The following is a 21,505-nucleotide window of genomic DNA, read 5'->3' on the forward strand; positions in this document are numbered from 1 at the left end:
TCCCTTGTCCATTCCCTTTGCCTATTTTCTTTTCAAGCCAGTCCCCTACTTGGTTAAGCTTGTCATCTAATTTCCAATATTCTCCGATGACTGCACCAAAAACTAAGCTTAAGATAACAATTAAGAAATTTTCACTTTTAAAACCCATTTGCAAACCTAATACTACAACAGCTAAGCCAATAGCGTGCATAACTGTTCCTTTCATCCCTTCTGGAATGCGATGAAAGAGTTTTCCTAGTACAGTTCCTATTATAATCAATAGTCCGTTTACAAGTGTTCCAATTAAAAACATATGCTTCACCTAGATTACACGTATTTCGATTTGTTCTGTTGGTACTCTCTTTTTGGTACACAAAGATGTAATCGATTCTAATTTTACCAAAAAAATAAACCATCCAAAGATGGCTTTATGAAGATTGATCCGCTTCTAACAATTCAAGAATTCTTTCTAAATCTTCACCCGAGAAAAATTCAATTTCAATTTTTCCCTTCTTTTTATTTTTACTTTGTTTTATATTCACAGTTGTCCCAAATCGTTCACGAAGGTAAGATTCCTGCGTACGAATAAAGACATTTTTTTCTGGTTTTGGCTTTTTTGTTTCACGTGAAACATTTTCGTTTATATCTTGAATTAATTGCTCTAATTGGCGAACGTTTAAACCTTCCTTCATCACTTTTTCAGTCAGAAGTGGTAGCTTTTCTTTTTTTCTAAGACCAAGAAGCGCTCGTCCATGCCCCATTGAAATCTTTCCGTCAGAAATAAGTTGTTGAATCTGAGGTGGTAAAGATAGCAAACGAATATGGTTGGCGATATGAGGGCGACTCTTCCCTAACCTTTTTGCCAGTTGTTCCTGAGTAACCTTCAACTTCTCCATTAACAATTGGTACGCTGAAGCTTCTTCAATCGGGGTTAAATCTTCACGTTGTAAATTCTCCAAAACCGCTAATTCCATCATCTGCTGCTCTGAAAGTTCACGAACAACAACGGGAACTGTTTCAAGTTTTGCTTCCTTCGCTGCCCTAAATCGTCTTTCCCCGACAACAATTTCGTATCCTTTAATACTTTTTCGAACAATAATCGGCTGTAATATCCCGTGCTCTAATATCGAATTCTTCAACTCTTCAATTGCTTCTTTTTCGAAGATTTTTCGTGGTTGATATGGGTTTGGACGAAGTTCCTTCAGACTAATTTCTCTTACAGCTTCGTCCTTTTCAGGCTCAATATTAGCAAAAAAAGCGTCTAGTCCTTTTCCTAATCCTTTAGCCATGTACAGCCACTTCCTTTGCTAAATCTAAATATACTTCCGCACCTCTAGATTTCGGATCATATATAATAATTGGCTCCCCATGACTCGGTGCTTCACTTAAGCGAATATTTCTTGGGATAACCGTTTGATAAACCTTATCCTGAAAGTATTTTTTCACTTCTTCAATAACCTGTAATCCAAGGTTTGTCCGAGCATCCAGCATTGTTAAAAGGACACCTTCAATTTTCAGGTCATGATTTAAATGTTTTTGCACAAGTCTAACTGTATTCAGTAATTGACTTAATCCTTCTAAAGCATAATATTCACATTGCACTGGAATCAAAACTGCATCCGAAGCAGTCAATGCATTTAATGTGAGAAGTCCTAGGGATGGAGGACAATCGATGATGATATAATCATAACGATCCTTTACTTCTTCCAATGCACGTTTCAAGCGAACCTCTCTTGAAATCGTTGGAACAAGTTCAATTTCTGCACCAGCTAATTGAATCGTGGCTGGAATGGCATCAAGGTTTTCCACTCCTGTAGGACGAATCACCTTAATGGCCTCAACATCTTCTACTAATACATCGTAGACACATTGATCAATATCGGCTTTTTCCAGTCCGACACCGCTTGTCGCATTTCCTTGAGGATCGATATCCACCATTAATACCTTTTTCCCTATATATGCTAAGCAGGCACCTAAATTAACAGAGGTAGTCGTTTTGCCAACTCCTCCTTTTTGATTTGCAATTGATATTATTTTGCCCACGGTAACACCTACCTTCATTTCCATTAGCTGTTTGTACATTTTGTTTAAAAATCTCAACAAACATACATAAACTAGCAATCATGTATTCTATTTTATCACGAAAAATAATAGAGTATCATTTTTTTTCATTTCCAGAATCTATTTTTGCTTTTAAACAAAAATAAGAGAAACTAAACTGAACGTTTAATTTCTCAATAGTTGAATGAATGGTATTATTTTTTCTTCGGAATTTTAATCGTAAATTGATAATATTCCTCAAATTCTTCTTCCTCAGAATCTAAATTAATCCCACTATCAGATACCATGGATAAGGATTGTCTAATTGTATTAACGGCAATTCTCATATCCTTGCTAAAAGCCTTTCTCTGTGGCTTCGCTTTATCCTTTGGTTGTTCAAGCAGTCTTACAACCCTTTCTTCCGTTTGCTTCACATTTAAATTCTTTTCAATAATTTCTGCAAGCAATTTAACTTGTTTCTCCGGATCCTTCAACGGAATAAGTGAGCGAGCATGGCGCTCTGTAATGACTTTTGCTAATAAGGCATCTTGAACTTCTTGTGGTAATTTCAACAAGCGAAGTTTATTCGCAATGGTGGACTGACCTTTTCCTAATCGTTGGGCAAGTGCTTCTTGAGTTAAATTATGTAACTCTAGCAGCTTTCCATAGGCCATCGCCTCTTCAATTGGAGAAAGCTCTTCCCTTTGTAAGTTTTCTATTAAAGCGACAGAGGCCGTTTCCGTATCATTCATTTGCTTCAATATTGCTGGTACGGTATCCCAGCCAAGCTTCTTCATCGCTCTCCATCTACGTTCACCAGCGATAATTTCAAACTTTCCTGACTCATATTCTCTCACGACTATCGGTTGTATGATGCCATGAGTATGAATCGTACGGGAAAGTTCATCGATCTTATCTTCATCAAAAACCGTTCTTGGTTGAAAACGATTTGGCACAATATCATCTATGGGGATTTGATGGATCGCTTCTCTAACCGTTTCCTCTACAGATTCAGTCGTTTCCCCCATATCTGTTTCTGCTTCCATTTGGTCTTCCTTTTCGCCTAGGCCAAAAAAGCGTGAGAAAGATTGCTTCATCACCTTGCACCACCTTTACGAAACTCCCTAACTAATACATTCTCTATAAAAGGAATTATTCCTGCATGTAAATCTATGAGATGAACCGATTTCACTCTACTAAAAATTATGCCACATTTCTACTAAAAAAGGTACTCCCCGATTAGAAGGTAAATTTTTTTATAAAAATTACGCTATTGGGGTTTTATTTGGAACTCCCGGCTTTCTCGGATATTTTTTAGGAGTAGGCTTTTCTTTTTTGATGATAACAATATTTCGCTCACTTTCTTCTATCGGCAATTGAAAAGAGTGCAGCTCTTCTATCTTTCCACCTAATGTGGCGATTGCTTTTTTCCCTGCATCAATTTCTTCTTTTGCACTAGCTGCCTTCATCGCAATAAAAGTCCCACCTACTTTTGTAAGAGGTAGACAGAGCTCACTTAGAACAGAAAGACGTGCAACAGCTCTTGCCGTGACGATATCATAAGTTTCTCGATGTTCCTTATTCTGTCCAAATGTTTCAGCCCGATCATGAATGAAGCGAACATTGTCTAGCTTCAATTGTTTCGCCAAATGCTCGAGAAACGTAATTCTTTTATTTAAAGAATCAACGATCGTAATGCGTAATTCTGGAAAAGCAATCTTGATGGGAATGCTAGGGAAACCTGCACCTGCTCCAACATCACAAAGGGAAGTAGAACGATTAAAATCATAATAAAAGGAAGCTGTAATCGAGTCATAAAAGTGCTTTAAATATACATCTTCTTTCTCCGTGATCGCTGTTAAATTCATCTTTTCATTCCACTCTACCAATGTATGATAGTATGTTTCATACTGAGCTAGTTGTTCAGAGGAAAGTGTTACTCCTTTTTCTAAAAGCAATTCTTGAAATTGTTCTGTTCTCATAAGTCATCCCTTTCTACCCTTGAAATCATCCCACACCTAGGGAGCATAGCTTCTATGTAAAGAGTGGAACCTTTTAGAGTAGGTTCCACTGTATGAAAGTACTATTTACTCGTTTCTTACAAAAAGAGTTTACTCATTTGATACTTTTGCAATTTTTCCTTGTTCTAAGTAAACAAGTAAAATGGAAATATCGGCTGGATTTACACCAGAAATACGTGACGCCTGTGCGATCGATAAAGGGAGCACTTTTTTCAGCTTCTGTCTTGCTTCTGAAGCAAGTCCACTAATGGCGTCATAATCAAGATCAACAGGAATTTTCTTATTCTCCATTTTCTTCAGACGGTCTACCTGCTGCAGTGATTTTTCAATATAACCTTCGTATTTAATTTGAATTTCAACCTGTTCTTTCACTTCATCGTCAAGCTCTAGCTCACTTGGAACGATTGCTTCAATATGTTCATAGGACATTTCAGGTCTCTTTAATAGATCATTCGCCATAATGCCATCCTTCAGTTCGCTGCCACCTTGACTTTTGATCAGTTCTTGAACTTCTGGTTTTGGCTTAATTCTAATCGATTTTAGTCTTTCTTTTTCCGCCTCAACTGCTGCCTTTTTGCTTAAAAATTTCTCGTATCGCTCCTCACTGATCAAACCAATTTTGTAACCAATGTCAGTTAATCGTAAATCTGCATTATCATGTCTTAAAAGGAGGCGATACTCAGCACGTGATGTGAGCAGTCGATACGGCTCATTCGTCCCTTTTGTGACTAAATCATCAATAAGGACGCCAATATAAGCATCAGAGCGGCTTAAGATCACTTCTTCTTTGCCAAGTGCTCTTCGCCCTGCATTAATCCCAGCCATAAGTCCTTGTCCTGCAGCTTCCTCATAGCCTGATGTTCCATTGATTTGGCCAGCTGTATAAAGATTTTGGATTTTCTTTGTTTCAAGCGTCGGCCATAATTGTGTCGGAACAATTGCGTCATATTCAATCGCATATCCTGCTCGCATCATTTGTACATTTTCTAAGCCCGGAATTGTATGAAGAATTTTTTGCTGTACGTCCTCTGGTAAACTTGTTGATAGACCTTGTACGTATACCTCTTGCGTATTTTTTCCTTCAGGCTCTAAGAACAGTTGATGTCTAGGTTTATCATTAAAACGAACGACTTTATCTTCGATGGAAGGACAATAACGTGGTCCTGTCCCTTTAATCATGCCGGAATACATCGGTGAACGATGTAAATTATCATCAATAATTTGATGGGTCTTATCATTCGTGTATGTGAGCCAGCATGGAAGCTGCTCTGTAATATATTTTGTTGTCTCATAAGAGAATGCTCGTGGTACATCATCCCCTGGTTGGATCTCTGTTTTACTATAGTCAATCGTGTGACTATTTACTCTTGGCGGTGTTCCTGTTTTAAAACGAACTAAATCAAAACCTAACTGTTCCAGATGCTCTGATAAGCGAATCGATGGCTGTTGATTGTTCGGACCGCTTGAATATTTCAGTTCTCCTAAGATGATTTCTCCTCGTAAAAAGGTCCCCGTAGTAATAACGACTGTTTTTGCCTTGTAAGTAGCACCCGTTTTCGTGATTACCCCTTTACATATATCATCCTCTACGATTAATTCTTCAACCATTCCTTGCACAAGTGTCAAGTTAGGCTCATTTTCCATCGTTTTTTTCATTTCATGTTGATAAGCAAACTTATCCGCTTGCGCACGTAACGCACGTACAGCAGGACCTTTTCCTGTATTTAGCATGCGCATTTGAATATAGGTTTTATCAATATTCCGCCCCATTTCCCCACCAAGAGCATCAATCTCTCTTACGACAATTCCCTTTGCGGGACCTCCAACAGAAGGATTACACGGCATAAACGCAACCATATCTAAATTTATTGTTAATACTAATGTTTTTGCACCCTGGCGTGCGGCTGCTAGGCCTGCTTCTGCACCAGCATGGCCAGCACCGATGACGATAACATCATAATTTCCAGCCTCGTATTGCATCACGCTGCCTCCTTTAAAATCGTATATATCACATTATTTCCCTAAACAGAACTGGGAGAATAATTGATCAATTAAACTTTCATGTACACTTTCCCCGATAATTTCACCAAGCAGTTCCCATGTTCGGGTTAAATCAATTTGCACAATATCGATCGGAACTCCCGCTTCAACTCCTGAAATCGATTCTTCTATCGCATGAAGTGCTTGATTTAATAAAGCAATATGACGACTGTTAGAAACATAAGTCATATCCCCTGCTTCAATTGAGCCTGCGAAGAATAAAGACGCAATGGCCTCTTCCAATTCATTGACTCCAACATCCTCTAATAAAGAGGTGGTCACAAGCTTATGATCCTTCGCTAATCCCTTCACTCGAGCGAGATCAATTTTTTGTGGAAGATCCGTTTTATTCACAATAACGATGACATCCATTCCTTCTACTGCTTTAAAAATATTCTCATCTTCTGGCGTTAACTCATCAGCATAATTTAGAACCAATAGGATTAAATCTGCCTCTTTTAATACTTGGCGAGAACGTTCGACACCAATTCTTTCGACAATATCTTCGGTTTCGCGAATACCCGCTGTGTCTAATAGTCTTAAAGGTACCCCTCTCACATTGACATATTCTTCAATGACATCACGAGTCGTTCCAGGTATATCTGTCACAATTGCTTTATTTTCTTGAACTAAACTATTTAATAAAGAAGATTTGCCTACGTTTGGTCGTCCGACAATGACCGTTGAAAGTCCTTCTCTTAATATTTTCCCTTGTTGCGATGTTTGTAGCAGCATTTCGATTTCCTTTTTCACATAGGTAGCTTTCTCAATCAGCAGCTGATGAGTCATTTCCTCCACATCATCATACTCAGGATAATCAATATTGACTTCGACATGGGCTAACGTTTCTAAAATTTCCTGACGAAGCTTCTGAATAAGCCTTGATAGACGTCCATCCATTTGCCCTAAAGCGACGTTCATTGCGCGATCTGTCTTCGCTCGTATCAGATCCATTACCGCTTCTGCTTGTGATAAGTCAATTCGTCCATTTAAAAACGCCCTTTTTGTGAACTCCCCTGGTTCTGCTAATCTTGCTCCTGCATTTAGTACAAGTTGCAATACTCGGTTCACCGATACGAGTCCACCATGACAATTTATTTCAATTACGTCTTCTTTTGTAAATGTTTTAGGTCCCTTCATTACGGAAACCATTACTTCCTCTGCTACTTCCATTGTTTTAAGGTCCAGTAAATGTCCATAATGGATGGTATGGGATGCAACATCGGTTAGCTTCTTCCCACCAACCCCTCGGAATAAGGTTCCTGCAATTTCAATGGCTCTATCACCACTTAATCTTACAATAGCAATTGCTCCCTCACCCATTGGAGTTGATATTGCTGCGATCGTATCTAATTGCATCCTTAACACCTCTTTCTTATACGCTGTTTTCGTAATGATTGTGGTTTTTTCGTAAATGTCCACAAGCTATATCCAAAATTATAGAATACCATAGCCTTATCTGTGGATAAAGAAATATCGTTTAGTTATCCACATTTTTACGAATTTCCATAAATAACTACGCTTATTTTAACTTATCCACATGTGAATAACAATAAAACGTAATCACAGCACATGTATAAGGATTTTAAAGCACATAAAAAAACACTATACTCAAAACAAAGAGTATAGTGCTTACTTTATCATGTTATTTTATTGGAGAAATAACAATATGTCGATTTGGTTCGACACCATCGGAATAGGTTTTGATCCGTCCATTTTCCATTAAAGCGGTATGAATCACTTTTCGCTCATAGGATGGCATCGGTTCTAATGAAACCTTTTTCCCTGATTTAAGTGCCTTTTGAGCGAGACGCTCAGCTAAATGCACCAATGTTTCATTTCTTCTCTTTCGATAATCTTCTGCGTCCAATAATACATGGAAGTATTGATCTGAAAAACGATTGATAACGAGTTGTGTTAAATATTGGAGCGAATTTAAAGTTTGTCCTCTTTTACCAATTAATAGTGCAATTTTATCCCCTGAGAGGATGAATTGGACCTGTTTTCCATCTCTTAACACTTCAATTTCTACATTTACACCCATTTTTTCACTTACATCTGTTAAAAATTGTTTGGCTTCTTCGACTGGATCCATTTTTGCTGTTACTTTTACGACAGCTGGTCGTGATCCAAAGCCAAAAATGCCTTTTTTTCCTTCATCAATAATGGATATTTCTGCGCGGTCTTCTGTTATTTCTAGTTGAGCTAAAGCCGATTTGACTGCTTCTTCGACAGTTTGTCCTGCAGCAGTTACCTGTTTCACTTTTTTGCTCCTCCCGCTTTACCAGTTTCTTTTTGTGTTTTTAAATCTGGACCTTTAATAAAATAGGTTTGGACAATCATAAACAAGTTTCCGACAACCCAATATAAAGATAATGCTGCCGGGAAACTAATTGCAAAAATGATGATCATGATTGGCATTAACCAAAGCATCATTGCCATTTGAGGATTTTGATTAGCTGTTCCTGCCATCATCATTTTTTGTTGGATAAAAGTTGTAGCACCTGCAATTAGTGGCAATAAATAAATCGGATCTGGAGAACCTAAATCGAACCATAAGAAGTTATGCTCAGCAATTTCTCTTGTTCTTGAAATCGCATGATAAAATCCAATTAGAATTGGCATTTGAATCAAAATAGGAAAACAGCCAGCTAACGGATTAATATTGTGTTTTTGAAATAATGCCATTGTTTCCTGTTGCAACTTTTGCTGTGTCTTTTGATCTTTAGAGCTATATTTTTCTTTTAACGCTTGCATTTCTGGTTGAATGGCTTGCATTGCCTTTGAGCTCTTCGTTTGCTTAATCATTAATGGCAATATTAATAGTCGAATTAAAATCGTGACAATAATAATGGACAACCCATAGTCACCAGTGAAATCTGCCACCATTATGATAAATTTTGATAATGGATAGACGATATACTCATTCCAAAAACCTTCACTTTCGGAAGTGATCGGTTGATTGTACTCCGTACACCCTGTTAATAGTGTCGTTAGTAAGATCAATCCGATTATAAGAAACATTCTCTTCTTCAACCGTTATTTCCTCCTTATAAAAAACTATATTCATTTTAATCCATTTCATTTTAGTTTGATAGGAAGTAGGTGTTACGCTTGTCCAAATCTCCTATGCGTAAAATGGAATCGATATAACTCAAATTAATGGTCTTAACTTTTCTATGAAAACGGTCTATTTTTTCACGAATCAAGAGTATTGTACCATCTTTTGATCGTCCGTGCTGTAGAAAAATATGCCTTCTTTAAAAATTATGAGTGGGAGTTTGTTTTTTTCCATTTAAGAACCTTAGAAATCTTAAGGACATGAATTAAACTGTTCTTTACTTCAAAGAAATTCATTTCAGCAGCAGGCTTTCTCGCAATGATAATATAATCATATTCATTGTGTAATTCTCCCTCAAGCTCTAAAATTGCCTGGCGTATGTATCGTTTAATTTGATTCCTTGTGACCGCATTCCCTAGCTTTTTACTAACTGAGAGACCAATGCGAAAATGGGCCTGTCCCGGTCTTTTTAAAGAGTAAACAACGAACTGACGATTTGCAAAAGATTTCCCTTTTTTAAAGATCTCTTGAAACTCTTTATTTTTCTTTACTCTATTCTCTTTCTTCACTTTCTCACCTTCAAATCGACTCTTTCATCGAGAAAAATATCCATGTTATACGTTAAGATTATCATCTTCCAATAATAGATCTATACGTCAAATCAAGAAAATAAACGTATTCCTTCAATCTAGAATAAGACTTCTCATTACTCATTCTCTACCATAAAAAAGAATGAGAAAAAAGACCACTGATTATTCAGTGGCCTAAGCAGATAATACTTTTCTTCCTTTTTGACGACGACGAGCTAGAACTTTACGTCCGTTCGCAGAGCTCATACGACTACGGAATCCATGAACTTTACTTCTCTTACGCTTATTTGGTTGAAATGTTCTTTTCATATATGACACCTCCCTGAGGAATAGCTGTTAAAGACAGTCTAAACAATTATATAGAGCAAACCATGAAAATGTCAACCTTATATAAAAAATCCTTTAATTTGGAAAGCTATACTCGACAGCTCCATATTTTTTTATCACGATTTTCTTCTATCCCAAGAATAATTTTGTGAGCAAAAAGAACTTTTCTGAAAGAGCAATTTTTACAATTTCCGCTTATTCATTTCAAGCTGTGTATAACTTTCGACAAGTTTCTTTATTATCCACAATACATATTGACAGCTTTTTCACACATTATTTCACTGTGGACAATTTACATCCACAAGATGTACTTGTTGTGGATAAAACAAGAAAAACCATTGCACACCAACGTATTATTTGATATTATAGTTGTGTTTTCACCTTGGATAGATCTTTGTGTATAACTTATTTATCCACAGATTGTGGATATGATGTGGACAGTTTATTCACTCCCCTTGAAAAACTTTGTCCACATATAGTGGATATTGTCGAAATCCTACTTAATTTCCTTATTATATAGTTTTCCACAGTTAGATTTCGTATTTTAATATATTTTTCACATCTATTTATACAATGGGCACTCATTAGCCTTGTTTTTTATTTGATCATGATCGGTTCCACTAAGGAAGAAGGAGGGAAAACGATTGGAAAATATTGCGGATCTTTGGAATAATGCGCTCTCTAGTATCGAGAAAAAGATTAGTAAACCAAGCTATGATACTTGGTTGAAATCTACAACGGCCCATTCTCTCAAAAAAGACACTTTAACGGTTACGGCTCCAAATGAATTTGCAAGAGATTGGCTAGAAGAGCGTTATTCCGAACTAATCTCCAGCATATTATTTGAGATAACTGGAGAAGAACTCGATGTAAAATTTATTATTCCGCAAAACAAACAAGAAGATGATGTCGACTTACCAAATCCTCCGAAAAAGATACAGAAGGATGAGGAACAGACAGAACTACCCTTAACGATGTTAAATCCAAAAAATACGTTTGACACATTTGTTATCGGTTCAGGAAACCGCTTTGCTCATGCCGCATCATTGGCAGTAGCGGAAGCACCAGCAAAGGCCTACAACCCATTATTTATCTACGGAGGCGTAGGATTAGGAAAAACCCATTTAATGCATGCGATTGGCCATTATGTACTGGAGCATAATCCTTCAGCAAAAGTCGTTTATTTATCTTCAGAAAAATTCACGAATGAATTTATTAACTCCATTCGTGACAATAAAGCAGCTGAATTTCGCAATAAATATCGAAAAGTTGATGTCCTACTAATTGATGATATTCAATTTTTAGCTGGAAAAGAATCAACTCAAGAAGAATTTTTCCATACTTTTAATACTTTGCATGAAGAAAATAAACAAATTGTCATATCAAGTGACCGCCCTCCAAAGGAAATACCAACTTTAGAGGATCGTCTACGTTCTCGATTCGAATGGGGCTTAATTACTGACATTACTCCTCCTGATTTAGAGACGAGGATTGCGATCTTGCGGAAAAAAGCGAAAGCAGAAGGACTAGATATTCCGAATGAAGTCATGCTTTATATTGCCAATCAAATCGACTCAAATATTCGTGAATTAGAAGGTGCTTTAATTCGCGTTGTCGCCTATTCATCTTTGATTAATAAGGATATTAATGCCGATCTTGCTGCTGAAGCATTGAAGGATATCATTCCAAGTTCAAAACCAAAAATGATCACGATCCTCGATATTCAACAAACAGTCGGGGAATATTTTAATGTGAAGCTTGAAGATTTCAAGGCCAAAAAACGGACAAAATCTGTTGCTTTTCCAAGACAAATTGCCATGTATTTAGCAAGGGAACTGACTGATTTTTCCCTTCCTAAAATAGGGGAAGAATTTGGTGGGCGTGATCATACAACCGTCATTCACGCACATGAAAAGATTTCAAACCTGATGCAAACCGATGTTCAATTTCAAAATCAAATGAAAGAAATTAATGAACTCTTAAAAATATAAGGCTCTTTTTTGCAAAGTAGTTCTAAAAAAGCTGTACTCTCCTCTTCGAAGTTAAAAGAGGAAAAAGAATACAATCCATGTATAGCTGAAATCGAAATATGTAGGATAAAACGACTTCTAGATTTTTCGAAAACAGCAAAACAAATGAGTTCAATTCTGAATTATGTGCATAACATGACCATGTTTACACACAGTCTGTCCACATGTGGATAGACTGTGTTTCCTTTCGATTTTCTGAGTTATCCACATACTAACAGGGCCTACTAGTACTTCTATTACTTTTTTATAAAAAAATATATATATAAAATGTCAAACGGAGGATTAAACAAATGCGATTTATAATCCAACGGGATCGTCTCGTACAAAGTGTTCAAGATGTTATGAAAGCAGTCACTAGCAGAACGACTATTCCCATTTTAACTGGAATCAAAATAGTTGCAGATGATGAAGGAGTAACATTAACAGGAAGTGACTCCGATATTTCGATCGAATCTTTCATTCCGAGAGAGGAAGAAGGAGACGAAATTGTAGAAATAAAAGAAAAAGGAGCTATCGTTTTACAAGCGAAGTTTTTTAGTGAAATTGTTAAAAAGTTACCTACCGATTTTGTTGAAATGGAAGTGCAAAATCAGCTTCAAATCGTGATTCGTTCAGGAAAATCAGAGTTTAATTTAAATGGATTAGATCCAGATGAGTATCCTCGTCTACCTCAAGTAGAGGAAGAAGATGCTTTTAAAATTCCAACCGATTTACTAAAAGCACTTATCCGGCAAACGGTTTTCGCAGTGTCCACCTCAGAAACACGCCCTGTGTTGACAGGTGTAAACTGGAAGGTTGAAAATGGGGAATTAATCTGTATTGCAACAGATAGTCATCGCTTAGCTTTAAGAAAAGCGAAGATTGAGATTGAATCTGATAAAATGTTCAATGTCGTAATTCCTGGGAAAAGCTTAAATGAATTAAGTAAAATTCTCGATGATAATAACGAGTTAGTAGACATTGTCATTACGGAAAATCAAGTGCTCTTCAAAGCGAAACATTTATTATTCTTCTCTCGTTTACTAGAGGGGAATTATCCTGATACTTCAAGATTAATTCCTGCTGAAAATAAGACTGAAGTGATAGTAAATACAAAGGATTTCTTGCATGCGATTGATCGTGCTTCCTTATTAGCACGTGAGGGTCGAAATAATGTCGTGCGTCTTGCAACATTAGAAAACAAAGGGATTGAAATTTCTTCTAACACACCTGAAATCGGGAAAGTTATTGAGGAACTAATCGCACAAACGATTGATGGAGAAGAACTTAAAATTTCTTTTAGTGCCAAATATGTTATGGATGCGTTGAAGACATTAGAAGGTCATGAAATCAAAATTAGTTTCACTGGTGCGATGAGACCATTCTTAATCCGTCCACTTAATGACGATTCAATATTACAACTGATTTTACCAGTAAGAACTTACTAAAATAATGAGTCACCAGCAATGCTGGTGGCTTTATTTATTCTACGCCCCTTTCCCCTCTTTCTTTTCTTTGTCTATCGTTCATTTATTTAGTAAAATATAAAAATAAGACGAAAAGAAGAAAAGAGTGACAAAGTGATACAAAAAATCAAAATTGAAACGGAATACATTACATTAGGTCAATTCTTAAAACTAGCAGAATTAATTGATTCGGGTGGAATGGCCAAATGGTTTTTAAGCGAATACGAGATTAAAGTAAATGGTGAACAGGATCAAAGAAGAGGAAGAAAGCTACGTGTCGGAGATAAAATCACGATACTAAATACTGGCTCTTTTGAGATCGTTTAGAAATATAGGATTTTTTAAAAGGATGTATCGTCGATGTATATTGAGCATTTACAATTGAAAAATTACCGGAATTATAAAGAACTAGAAATTCCATTTGACAATAAGGTCAATGTTATTCTTGGAGAAAATGCTCAAGGGAAGACGAATGTCATGGAATCTATCTATGTTTTAGCGATGGCGAAATCCCACCGGACATCAAATGATAAAGATCTTATTCGCTGGGACGAAGAATATGCTAAAATAGAAGGTAGGGTCAAAAAAAGGCACGGTTCCATTCCGATGGAGTTAGTCATTTCTAAAAAAGGCAAAAAAGCAAAATGTAACCATATCGAGCAGCAGAAGCTCAGTCAATATATCGGAAATATGAATGTAGTGATGTTCGCGCCTGAAGATCTCCATTTAGTTAAAGGGAGCCCTCAAGTAAGGCGTCGTTTTATTGATATGGAGATCGGTCAGGTATCCCCTGTTTATTTACATGATATTGGGCAATATCAAAAAATATTACAGCAACGAAATCACTACTTGAAGCTTTTACAATTGAAAAAACAAACAGATATGACGATGCTTGATATTTTAACTGAACAATTTATCGAAACGGCCGTGAAAATCATTTCCAAACGTTTTGAATTCATTCAGTTGCTTGAAAATTGGGCGATCCCGATACATAAAGGGATATCTAGGGATTTAGAAACGTTAAAAATTCACTATAAACCCTCTGTAGACGTATCAGAAGACCAAGTTTTGTCGAAAATGGTAGAAGTATTCGAAGAAAAATTTTTAAAAGTAAAAACAAGAGAAATTGAAAGAGGTGTAACGTTATTTGGTCCTCATCGAGACGACCTTCTCTTTCATGTGAATAATCGTGATGTGCAAACATTTGGTTCACAAGGCCAACAAAGAACAACTGCCCTCTCATTAAAATTAGCTGAAATAGAATTAATCCGTTCGGAAATCAATGAATATCCTATTTTATTGCTTGATGATGTTCTTTCTGAATTAGATGATTTTCGACAATCTCATTTATTAAACACGATTCAAGGAAAAGTCCAAACATTTGTAACGACAACAAACGTAGATGGGATTGATCATCAAACCTTAAAAGAGGCATCCACTTTTAAGGTTGAATCAGGTTGGATTGAAAAAATTCAGTGAGGTGAGAACAATGTATGTTCATTTAGGAGAGGATATTCTTGTGAGAGCGGTAGAAATAATCGCCATTCTAGATAAAGAAACCGTAAAATCCTCTCAATATATGCAAGAGCTGATAGGTCAGAAGAGTAAGGATATGATTCCTCTTACAAAAGGCACGTTTAAATCAATTGTTATTACTGAAAAAGCGGTCTATTACTCCCCTTTAGCTTCAGGAACATTGAAAAAACGTTCAACTAAACCAGCATTGCAAGAAATTTAGCAATGGGTTAAGAGGTAGACTTTTTTCTTTTTTAACCTATTCAAAGTCTTTATTATTTTTATATCTGAAAACCATTTAAAAAGAGAAATGCTCATCAGTAACTTAGTTGAGTTTATTAGAAAGTGTAGGTGATTGACTGTGGCTACGGAACAAGAAGCTGTGCAAGGACAATCCTACGATGCCGAACAGATACAGGTTTTAGAAGGTCTCGAGGCGGTTCGTAAACGTCCAGGAATGTACATTGGTTCAACAAGTGCTAAAGGATTGCACCATTTAGTTTGGGAAATTGTTGATAACAGTATCGATGAAGCATTAGCAGGATTTTGTACTGAAATAGATGTTTTTATAGAAAAGGATAACAGTATCACGGTAGTAGATAACGGTCGAGGGATTCCTGTTGGGATCCAGGAAAAAATGGGCCGTCCTGCGGTTGAAGTCATTATGACTGTTCTCCATGCAGGTGGTAAGTTTGGTGGCGGAGGCTATAAAGTTTCAGGTGGTCTTCATGGTGTTGGTGCCTCTGTTGTTAATGCCCTATCTACTTATCTAGAAGTGTATGTGCATCGCGATGATCATATTCATTATCAAAAATATGAGCGTGGTGTACCATGTGAGGATTTGAAGATAATCGGAGAAACAGACCATACGGGAACGACGATTCATTTTCAACCGGATCCGGAAATTTTCACCGAAACACTAGAGTATGATTTCGATACGCTCGCAACCCGTACACGTGAGCTTGCCTTTTTAAATAAAGGTTTGAAAATCTCAATTGAAGATAAACGACTCGAAGAGAAAAAACGCAATGAATATCATTATGAAGGCGGAATTAAATCTTACGTTGAGCATTTAAACCGTACGAAGGATGTCCTCCACGAGGAACCCATCTTTATTGAGGGTGAAAAAGATGGGATCGCCATCGAAGTATCTCTTCAGTATAACGAAGGGTATACTGAAAATATTTATTCATTTGCGAATAATATTCACACATATGAAGGCGGAACACATGAATCTGGTTTCAAAACAGCGTTAACGAGAATTATCAATGACTATGCAAGAAAAAATGGCCTTTTTAAAGAAAGTGATGCCAACCTTACAGGTGATGATGTCCGCGAAGGATTAACGGCAATTATTTCGATTAAGCATCCAGATCCCCAATTTGAGGGACAAACAAAAACAAAACTTGGGAATTCGGAAGTAAGAGCTGCAACAGATACGATCTTTGCTGAGCATTTTGAAAAATTTCTCTTAGAGAACCCTTCTGTAGCCCGAAAAATTGTTGATAAAGGCTTAATGGCAACAAGAGCAAGACTAGCTGCGAAAAAAGCAAGGGAACTAACAAGAAGAAAAAGTGCCCTTGAGGTTTCAAGTTTACCTGGTAAATTAGCTGATTGTTCTTCCAAAGATCCTTCAATTAGTGAACTATATATCGTTGAGGGTGATTCAGCTGGTGGATCGGCTAAACAAGGTCGTGACCGTCATTTCCAAGCGATTTTGCCATTGAGAGGTAAGATTTTGAATGTAGAGAAGGCGCGTCTTGACCGAATTCTATCCAATAATGAAGTTCGTGCAATCATTACAGCTTGTGGAACGGGGATTGGTGAAGAATTTGATATTGCTAAAGCCAGATACCATAAGATTGTCATTATGACTGATGCTGATGTTGATGGTGCCCATATTCGTACCCTATTGTTAACCTTCTTCTATCGCTATATGAGAAAAATTATTGAAGCTGGTTTTATTTATATTGCACAGCCACCATTGTACAAAGTACAACAAGGAAAACGAATCGAGTATGCGTATGATAATAAAGAACTCGATCGAATTTTTGCAGAACTTCCTAGTCAACCTAAACCGAATATCCAACGATACAAAGGTCTTGGGGAAATGAACCCAGAACAATTATGGGAAACGACGATGGATCCAGAGAGAAGAACGATGCTTCAAGTCAGTCTTGAAGATGCGATTGAAGCAGATGAAACATTTGAGATTCTAATGGGCGATAAGGTTGAACCACGTCGTAACTTTATCGAAGAGAATGCTCAATACGTTAAGAATTTGGATATTTAGTTCATCCATAAGGATAGCTCGTATACCCACTATCCTTTTTATACTTAAAGTCTAAGGAATTCACTCTTGAAAAGGAGGTTTCTTCATGTCTGAAACTTCAAATCCGCAAGTTAAAGAAATTAATATTAGTCAAGAAATGCGCTCCTCATTTTTAGATTATGCGATGAGTGTTATCGTTTCACGTGCCCTGCCTGACGTTCGCGATGGATTGAAACCTGTGCACCGTCGTATTTTATATGCTATGCATGATTTAGGAATCCATGCAGATAAGCCTTATAAAAAATCCGCTCGTATTGTTGGAGATGTAATCGGTAAATACCATCCTCATGGTGACTCTGCTGTGTATGAAACGATGGTACGTATGGCGCAGGACTTCAACTATCGTTATATGTTGGTAGACGGACACGGGAATTTTGGTTCGGTTGATGGTGATGCGGCCGCAGCTATGCGTTATACAGAATCTCGTATGTCCAAAATTTCGATGGAACTTTTAAGAGACATTAACAAAGATACCATCGATTATCAAGACAACTATGATGGTGAAGAGAGAGAACCTGTCGTTCTTCCTGCCCGTTTCCCAAATCTTTTAATCAATGGTACCACTGGAATCGCAGTTGGGATGGCAACGAACATCCCCCCTCACCAGCTCGGAGAAGTCATTGATGGCGTACTAGCCGTTAGTAAGGATCCGGATATTACGATTCAAGAACTGATGGATATTATTCCAGGACCAGACTTTCCAACTGCTGGATTAATTCTTGGTCGGAGCGGTATCCGAAAGGCTTACGAAACAGGAAGAGGTTCGATTACGTTACGTGCTAAAGTTGAAATCGAACAAAAATCGAATGGTAAAGAAGTTATTCTTGTTAAAGAACTTCCTTATCAAGTAAATAAAGCGAGATTAATTGAAAAAATCGCTGAATTAGCACGTGATAAAAAGATTGATGGCATCACCGATTTACGAGATGAGTCAGATCGTAAAGGAATGCGTATTGTTATTGAGGTTCGTAAGGATGCGAATGCCAATGTTCTTTTGAATAATTTGTACAAGCATACAGCCTTACAGACAAGCTTCGGAATCAATATGCTTGCCCTCGTAAATGGGCATCCGAAGGTTCTGAATATAAAAGAATGCTTACACTATTATCTACAACATCAGCAAGTTGTTATTCGTCGTAGAACAGAGTTTGAACTACGTAAAGCAGAAGCACGGGCTCATATTTTAGAAGGCTTACGAATCGCTTTAGATCATATTGATGAAGTCATTGCTTTGATTCGCGGTTCACAAACAACTGAAATAGCTAGAGAAGGTTTAATGTCTACCTTCGGATTATCTGAAAAGCAAGCACAAGCGATATTAGATATGCGCTTGCAGCGTCTAACTGGTTTAGAACGCGAAAAGATCGAAGAAGAATATCAAAACTTAATGAATCTAATCGCAGAATTAAAAGCGATTTTAGCAGACGAAGAAAAGATTTTGGAAATCATTCGTGAAGAACTACTCGAAATTAAAGAACGCTATAATGACAAACGTCGTACAGAAATTGTGACGGCAGGTCTTGAAAATATTGAGGACGAGGATTTAATCCCACGTGAAAATATCGTTGTGACGATTACTCATAATGGGTATGTGAAAAGATTACCTGTTTCAACATATCGTGCACAAAAACGTGGTGGTAGAGGAATTCAAGGGATGGGAACAAATGAGGATGATTTCGTAGAACACCTCATTACAACGTCGACACATGATACCCTCCTATTCTTTACGAATAAGGGGAAGGTATACCGTGCAAAGGGGTATGAAATTCCTGAATTTTCTCGTACAGCGAAGGGGCTTCCAATTATTAATCTGTTAGAAGTGGATAAAGGTGAATGGGTCAATGCAATCATTCCGGTAACAGAATTCGTCGATGATTGGTTCCTATTCTTTACGACAAAAGAAGGTGTATCGAAACGTTCACCACTATCTTCATTTGCAAATATCCGTAATAATGGCTTAATCGCCTTGAATTTAAGAGAAGGCGATGAGTTAATCTCTGTACGCCTTACTGACGGCAATAAGGAAATTATTATTGGAACGAAAAACGGTATGCTCATTCGTTTCCCTGAGACAGATGTACGCTCAATGGGAAGAACGGCCACTGGCGTAAAAGGAATATCCATTAATCACGAAAATGATGAAGTCATCGGCATGGAAGTGTTGGATGAGAATTCAGATATTCTAATCGTGACGAAAAATGGTTATGGGAAGCGCACACCTGCTGAAGAATATCGAGTTCAAGGTAGAGGTGGTAAAGGGATCAAAACGTGCAACATTACCGATAAGAATGGTGATTTGGTCTCTATGAAAGCAGTAACTGGCGATGAAGATTTAATGATTATCACTACAGGTGGTGTCATTATTAGGATGGCAGTTGGAGATATTTCTACAATGGGAAGAAATACTCAAGGTGTTCGATTAATTCGTTTGAATGAAAATGAAAATGAATTTGTTTCAACCGTAGCTAAAGTTGAAAAAGAAGAAGAAAGCAGTGAGGAAGACTCAGAAATGGTGGATGAGAATAACGAGGTTGTAGAAGAGAACCACGAAGATTCCCCTTCTGAAGAATAAATAAAAGCTGTAGGGCTAAAGCTCTACAGCTTTTTTACATATTATAGCCATTTGATGAAAAATCAAGTAATATAGTCTATAAGACTAGTAGTCAATCTGCTGTTTCTAGATAAAACAGCCTAATTTGTTTTTGAGGTGTTTCGAATGCGAGTAAAAGTTAGTGAGCTAAAAGAAGGATGTATTTTAATAGAGGATGTAATGAGCCTAACAAACCGTCCAATCATGCCTAGTAAAACCATCCTAACTCAAGAATTAATTCAATATTTACATGCCTTTTTAATTACTGAGGTAAATGTTCAAAGAACACTCGTTAACGGAACCCCATTTATTCCATCTGAAATTATTGAAGAGGAAATAGTAGAGGAGCTCTCAGAGCATCATCTGGCTTTCACTGATTTATTTTTAGAAGCAGTAAGAGATTACAAAAAAGAATTTTCAAAATGGCAATCTGGGTTCCAGCTAGATATTACGAAAGTAAGATCCATTTTAATTCCTTTAATAGAAGAACTAGAGAGTAATGCTGGAGAGGTGTTCTTTCTTCACCATTTATCTACTGAAAAAGAATATTTGTATCAACATTCGATTGCCGTGGCTTTACTTAGTGCTTTTATTGGAAAAAAGCTTAAGTATAATAAAGGCGACATAGTTCAACTTGCTTTGGCTGGGTGTTTAGCTGACTGTGGTATGGCGAAAGTATCGACTCGTCTTCTTAATAAAAACGGTGCATTAACAAGTACTGAATTTGAAGAAATAAAGAATCACCCTATTTATAGTTATAAAATGATTCAAGGAAGTAATTTATTAAGAGATGATGCAAAAATTTCCATCTATCAGCACCACGAAAGACTTGATGGCAGCGGCTACCCACGTGGAGCCCAAAAAATTCATCGCTTTGCAAAAATCATTGCTGTTGCAGATACTTTTCATGCAATGACTTCTGCGCGTCTTTATCGTCAAAAACAATCTCCATTTAAAGTATTAGAGATGATTATGGAAGATAGCTTTGGCAAATTTGATATTTCTGTAATTAGGGCCTTACAATCAGGAATCATGAATTTTTCGATTGGCAGTAAAGTGAAACTATCAGATGGAGAAATGGCTGAAATCCTATTTATCGAAGAAAAATCCCCGACACGACCATTAATAAAAGTGATTGATACGAATGAAATTATTCAACTCGAAAAACATCGTAATATTTTTATTGAAGAGGTAATTTAGAAATCCTATAGTCTGTTTGAATGAGCATAAGTTACCCTTGATTTTTTATACATAGGCTGGTATACTTATTGAAGTCAACAAAGACGAAAAATCATGAAAATGTTTTTTGTTAAAAAGGGTTGACGAAGTAATTTTGAAATGGTATATTATTAAAGTCGCTTCTGAGCGATAAGTTAAAACGAATGATAATTTCGTTTTAACGAAATGAATACATTTAGCGAAAGATATTTTCACTAGCGTGAAAAATCATTATTGTACTTTGAAAACTAAACAAATCATACGTCAACATATAATAGTGAAGGCGACTGTACAGCTTCGACAGACATTGGAGATTC

The 21,505-nt window shown here is 36.9% G+C and carries 19 protein-coding genes; 8 read left to right on the top strand and 11 right to left on the bottom strand.

Going from position 1 to position 21,505, the window contains the following annotated elements; genetic code table 11:
• The 11 genes from BMSHG_RS26955 to rpmH form a co-directional block, all read right to left on the bottom strand.
• On the bottom strand, nucleotides 1–292 hold a 292-nt coding region (locus tag BMSHG_RS26955; RefSeq protein ID WP_034659423.1), incomplete at its 3' end, for a DUF554 family protein.
• 115 nt (nucleotides 293–407) lie between these two features.
• Entirely contained in the window at nucleotides 408–1,268 is an 861-nt protein-coding gene (locus BMSHG_RS25070; protein WP_019157217.1) for a ParB/RepB/Spo0J family partition protein, read from the bottom strand.
• A complete protein-coding gene (locus BMSHG_RS25075) occupies nucleotides 1,261–2,022 on the bottom strand; it encodes a ParA family protein (RefSeq protein WP_019157218.1) in 762 nt (253 codons plus the stop codon). The genes BMSHG_RS25070 and BMSHG_RS25075 overlap by 8 nt, the downstream gene beginning before the upstream one ends.
• A 212-nt stretch (nucleotides 2,023–2,234) precedes the next feature.
• The gene (gene noc, locus BMSHG_RS25080; RefSeq protein ID WP_019157219.1) at nucleotides 2,235–3,116 is read right to left on the bottom strand and encodes a nucleoid occlusion protein; all 882 of its coding nucleotides are present in this window, start codon (nucleotides 3,114–3,116) and stop codon (nucleotides 2,235–2,237) included.
• A 168-nt stretch (nucleotides 3,117–3,284) separates the two neighbouring features.
• Complete coding sequence (rsmG, locus tag BMSHG_RS25085) at nucleotides 3,285–4,001, bottom strand: 16S rRNA (guanine(527)-N(7))-methyltransferase RsmG (RefSeq protein ID WP_019157220.1); 717 nt, start codon at nucleotides 3,999–4,001, stop codon at nucleotides 3,285–3,287.
• A 129-nt stretch (nucleotides 4,002–4,130) separates the two neighbouring features.
• Nucleotides 4,131–6,020 carry a tRNA uridine-5-carboxymethylaminomethyl(34) synthesis enzyme MnmG gene (mnmG, locus tag BMSHG_RS25090; RefSeq protein WP_019157221.1) on the bottom strand — a complete coding sequence of 630 codons (1,890 nt, stop codon included), beginning with the start codon at nucleotides 6,018–6,020 and terminating at the stop codon, nucleotides 4,131–4,133.
• 33 nt (nucleotides 6,021–6,053) lie between these two features.
• Entirely contained in the window at nucleotides 6,054–7,439 is a 1,386-nt protein-coding gene (gene mnmE, locus BMSHG_RS25095) for a tRNA uridine-5-carboxymethylaminomethyl(34) synthesis GTPase MnmE (protein ID WP_019157222.1), read from the bottom strand.
• 286 nt (nucleotides 7,440–7,725) lie between these two features.
• Nucleotides 7,726–8,343, bottom strand: a complete 618-nt coding sequence (jag, locus tag BMSHG_RS25100) for an RNA-binding cell elongation regulator Jag/EloR (protein WP_019157223.1) — start codon at nucleotides 8,341–8,343, stop codon at nucleotides 7,726–7,728.
• Nucleotides 8,340–9,116: a YidC family membrane integrase SpoIIIJ gene (spoIIIJ, locus tag BMSHG_RS25105; protein ID WP_019157224.1), complete on the bottom strand. Its 777-nt coding sequence runs from the start codon at nucleotides 9,114–9,116 to the stop codon at nucleotides 8,340–8,342. The genes jag and spoIIIJ overlap by 4 nt, the downstream gene beginning before the upstream one ends.
• Nucleotides 9,117–9,347: 231 nt before the next feature.
• Nucleotides 9,348–9,710, bottom strand: coding sequence for a ribonuclease P protein component (rnpA, locus tag BMSHG_RS25110; RefSeq protein WP_019157225.1), 363 nt, complete (start codon nucleotides 9,708–9,710; stop codon nucleotides 9,348–9,350).
• A gap of 195 nt (nucleotides 9,711–9,905) precedes the next feature.
• On the bottom strand, nucleotides 9,906–10,040 hold the full coding sequence (gene rpmH, locus BMSHG_RS25115; RefSeq protein WP_009796313.1) for a 50S ribosomal protein L34: 135 nt from the start codon (nucleotides 10,038–10,040) through the stop codon (nucleotides 9,906–9,908).
• Nucleotides 10,041–10,702: 662 nt separating this feature from the next.
• Between rpmH and dnaA the strand changes: the two genes are divergently transcribed.
• The 8 genes from dnaA to BMSHG_RS25155 all read left to right on the top strand — a co-directional run bounded on the left by dnaA (nucleotide 10,703) and on the right by BMSHG_RS25155 (nucleotide 21,170).
• Entirely contained in the window at nucleotides 10,703–12,049 is a 1,347-nt protein-coding gene (gene dnaA, locus BMSHG_RS25120) for a chromosomal replication initiator protein DnaA (RefSeq protein ID WP_019157226.1), read from the top strand.
• A gap of 329 nt (nucleotides 12,050–12,378) precedes the next feature.
• Nucleotides 12,379–13,515, top strand: a complete 1,137-nt coding sequence (dnaN, locus tag BMSHG_RS25125; RefSeq protein WP_019157227.1) for a DNA polymerase III subunit beta — start codon at nucleotides 12,379–12,381, stop codon at nucleotides 13,513–13,515.
• A 132-nt stretch (nucleotides 13,516–13,647) separates the two neighbouring features.
• On the top strand, nucleotides 13,648–13,860 hold the full coding sequence (gene yaaA / locus BMSHG_RS25130; RefSeq protein WP_019157228.1) for a S4 domain-containing protein YaaA: 213 nt from the start codon (nucleotides 13,648–13,650) through the stop codon (nucleotides 13,858–13,860).
• Nucleotides 13,861–13,893: 33 nt separating this feature from the next.
• Nucleotides 13,894–15,012, top strand: a complete 1,119-nt coding sequence (gene recF, locus BMSHG_RS25135) for a DNA replication/repair protein RecF (RefSeq protein ID WP_019157229.1) — start codon at nucleotides 13,894–13,896, stop codon at nucleotides 15,010–15,012.
• A gap of 10 nt (nucleotides 15,013–15,022) precedes the next feature.
• Complete coding sequence (gene remB, locus BMSHG_RS25140; protein ID WP_019157230.1) at nucleotides 15,023–15,271, top strand: extracellular matrix regulator RemB; 249 nt, start codon at nucleotides 15,023–15,025, stop codon at nucleotides 15,269–15,271.
• Between the two features lie 138 nt (nucleotides 15,272–15,409).
• Nucleotides 15,410–17,341, top strand: coding sequence for a DNA topoisomerase (ATP-hydrolyzing) subunit B (gene gyrB, locus BMSHG_RS25145; protein WP_019157231.1), 1,932 nt, complete (start codon nucleotides 15,410–15,412; stop codon nucleotides 17,339–17,341).
• An 85-nt stretch (nucleotides 17,342–17,426) separates the two neighbouring features.
• Nucleotides 17,427–19,952 (top strand): DNA gyrase subunit A, encoded by a 2,526-nt coding sequence (gene gyrA / locus BMSHG_RS25150; RefSeq protein ID WP_019157232.1) that lies wholly within the window; start codon nucleotides 17,427–17,429, stop codon nucleotides 19,950–19,952.
• 144 nt (nucleotides 19,953–20,096) lie between these two features.
• The gene (locus tag BMSHG_RS25155) at nucleotides 20,097–21,170 is read left to right on the top strand and encodes an HD-GYP domain-containing protein (RefSeq protein ID WP_019157233.1); all 1,074 of its coding nucleotides are present in this window, start codon (nucleotides 20,097–20,099) and stop codon (nucleotides 21,168–21,170) included.
• Nucleotides 21,171–21,505 lie beyond the last annotated feature (335 nt).

Source organism: Robertmurraya massiliosenegalensis JC6 (assembly GCF_000311725.1).
Classification (GTDB): Bacteria; Bacillota; Bacilli; order Bacillales; family Cytobacillaceae; genus Robertmurraya; species Robertmurraya massiliosenegalensis.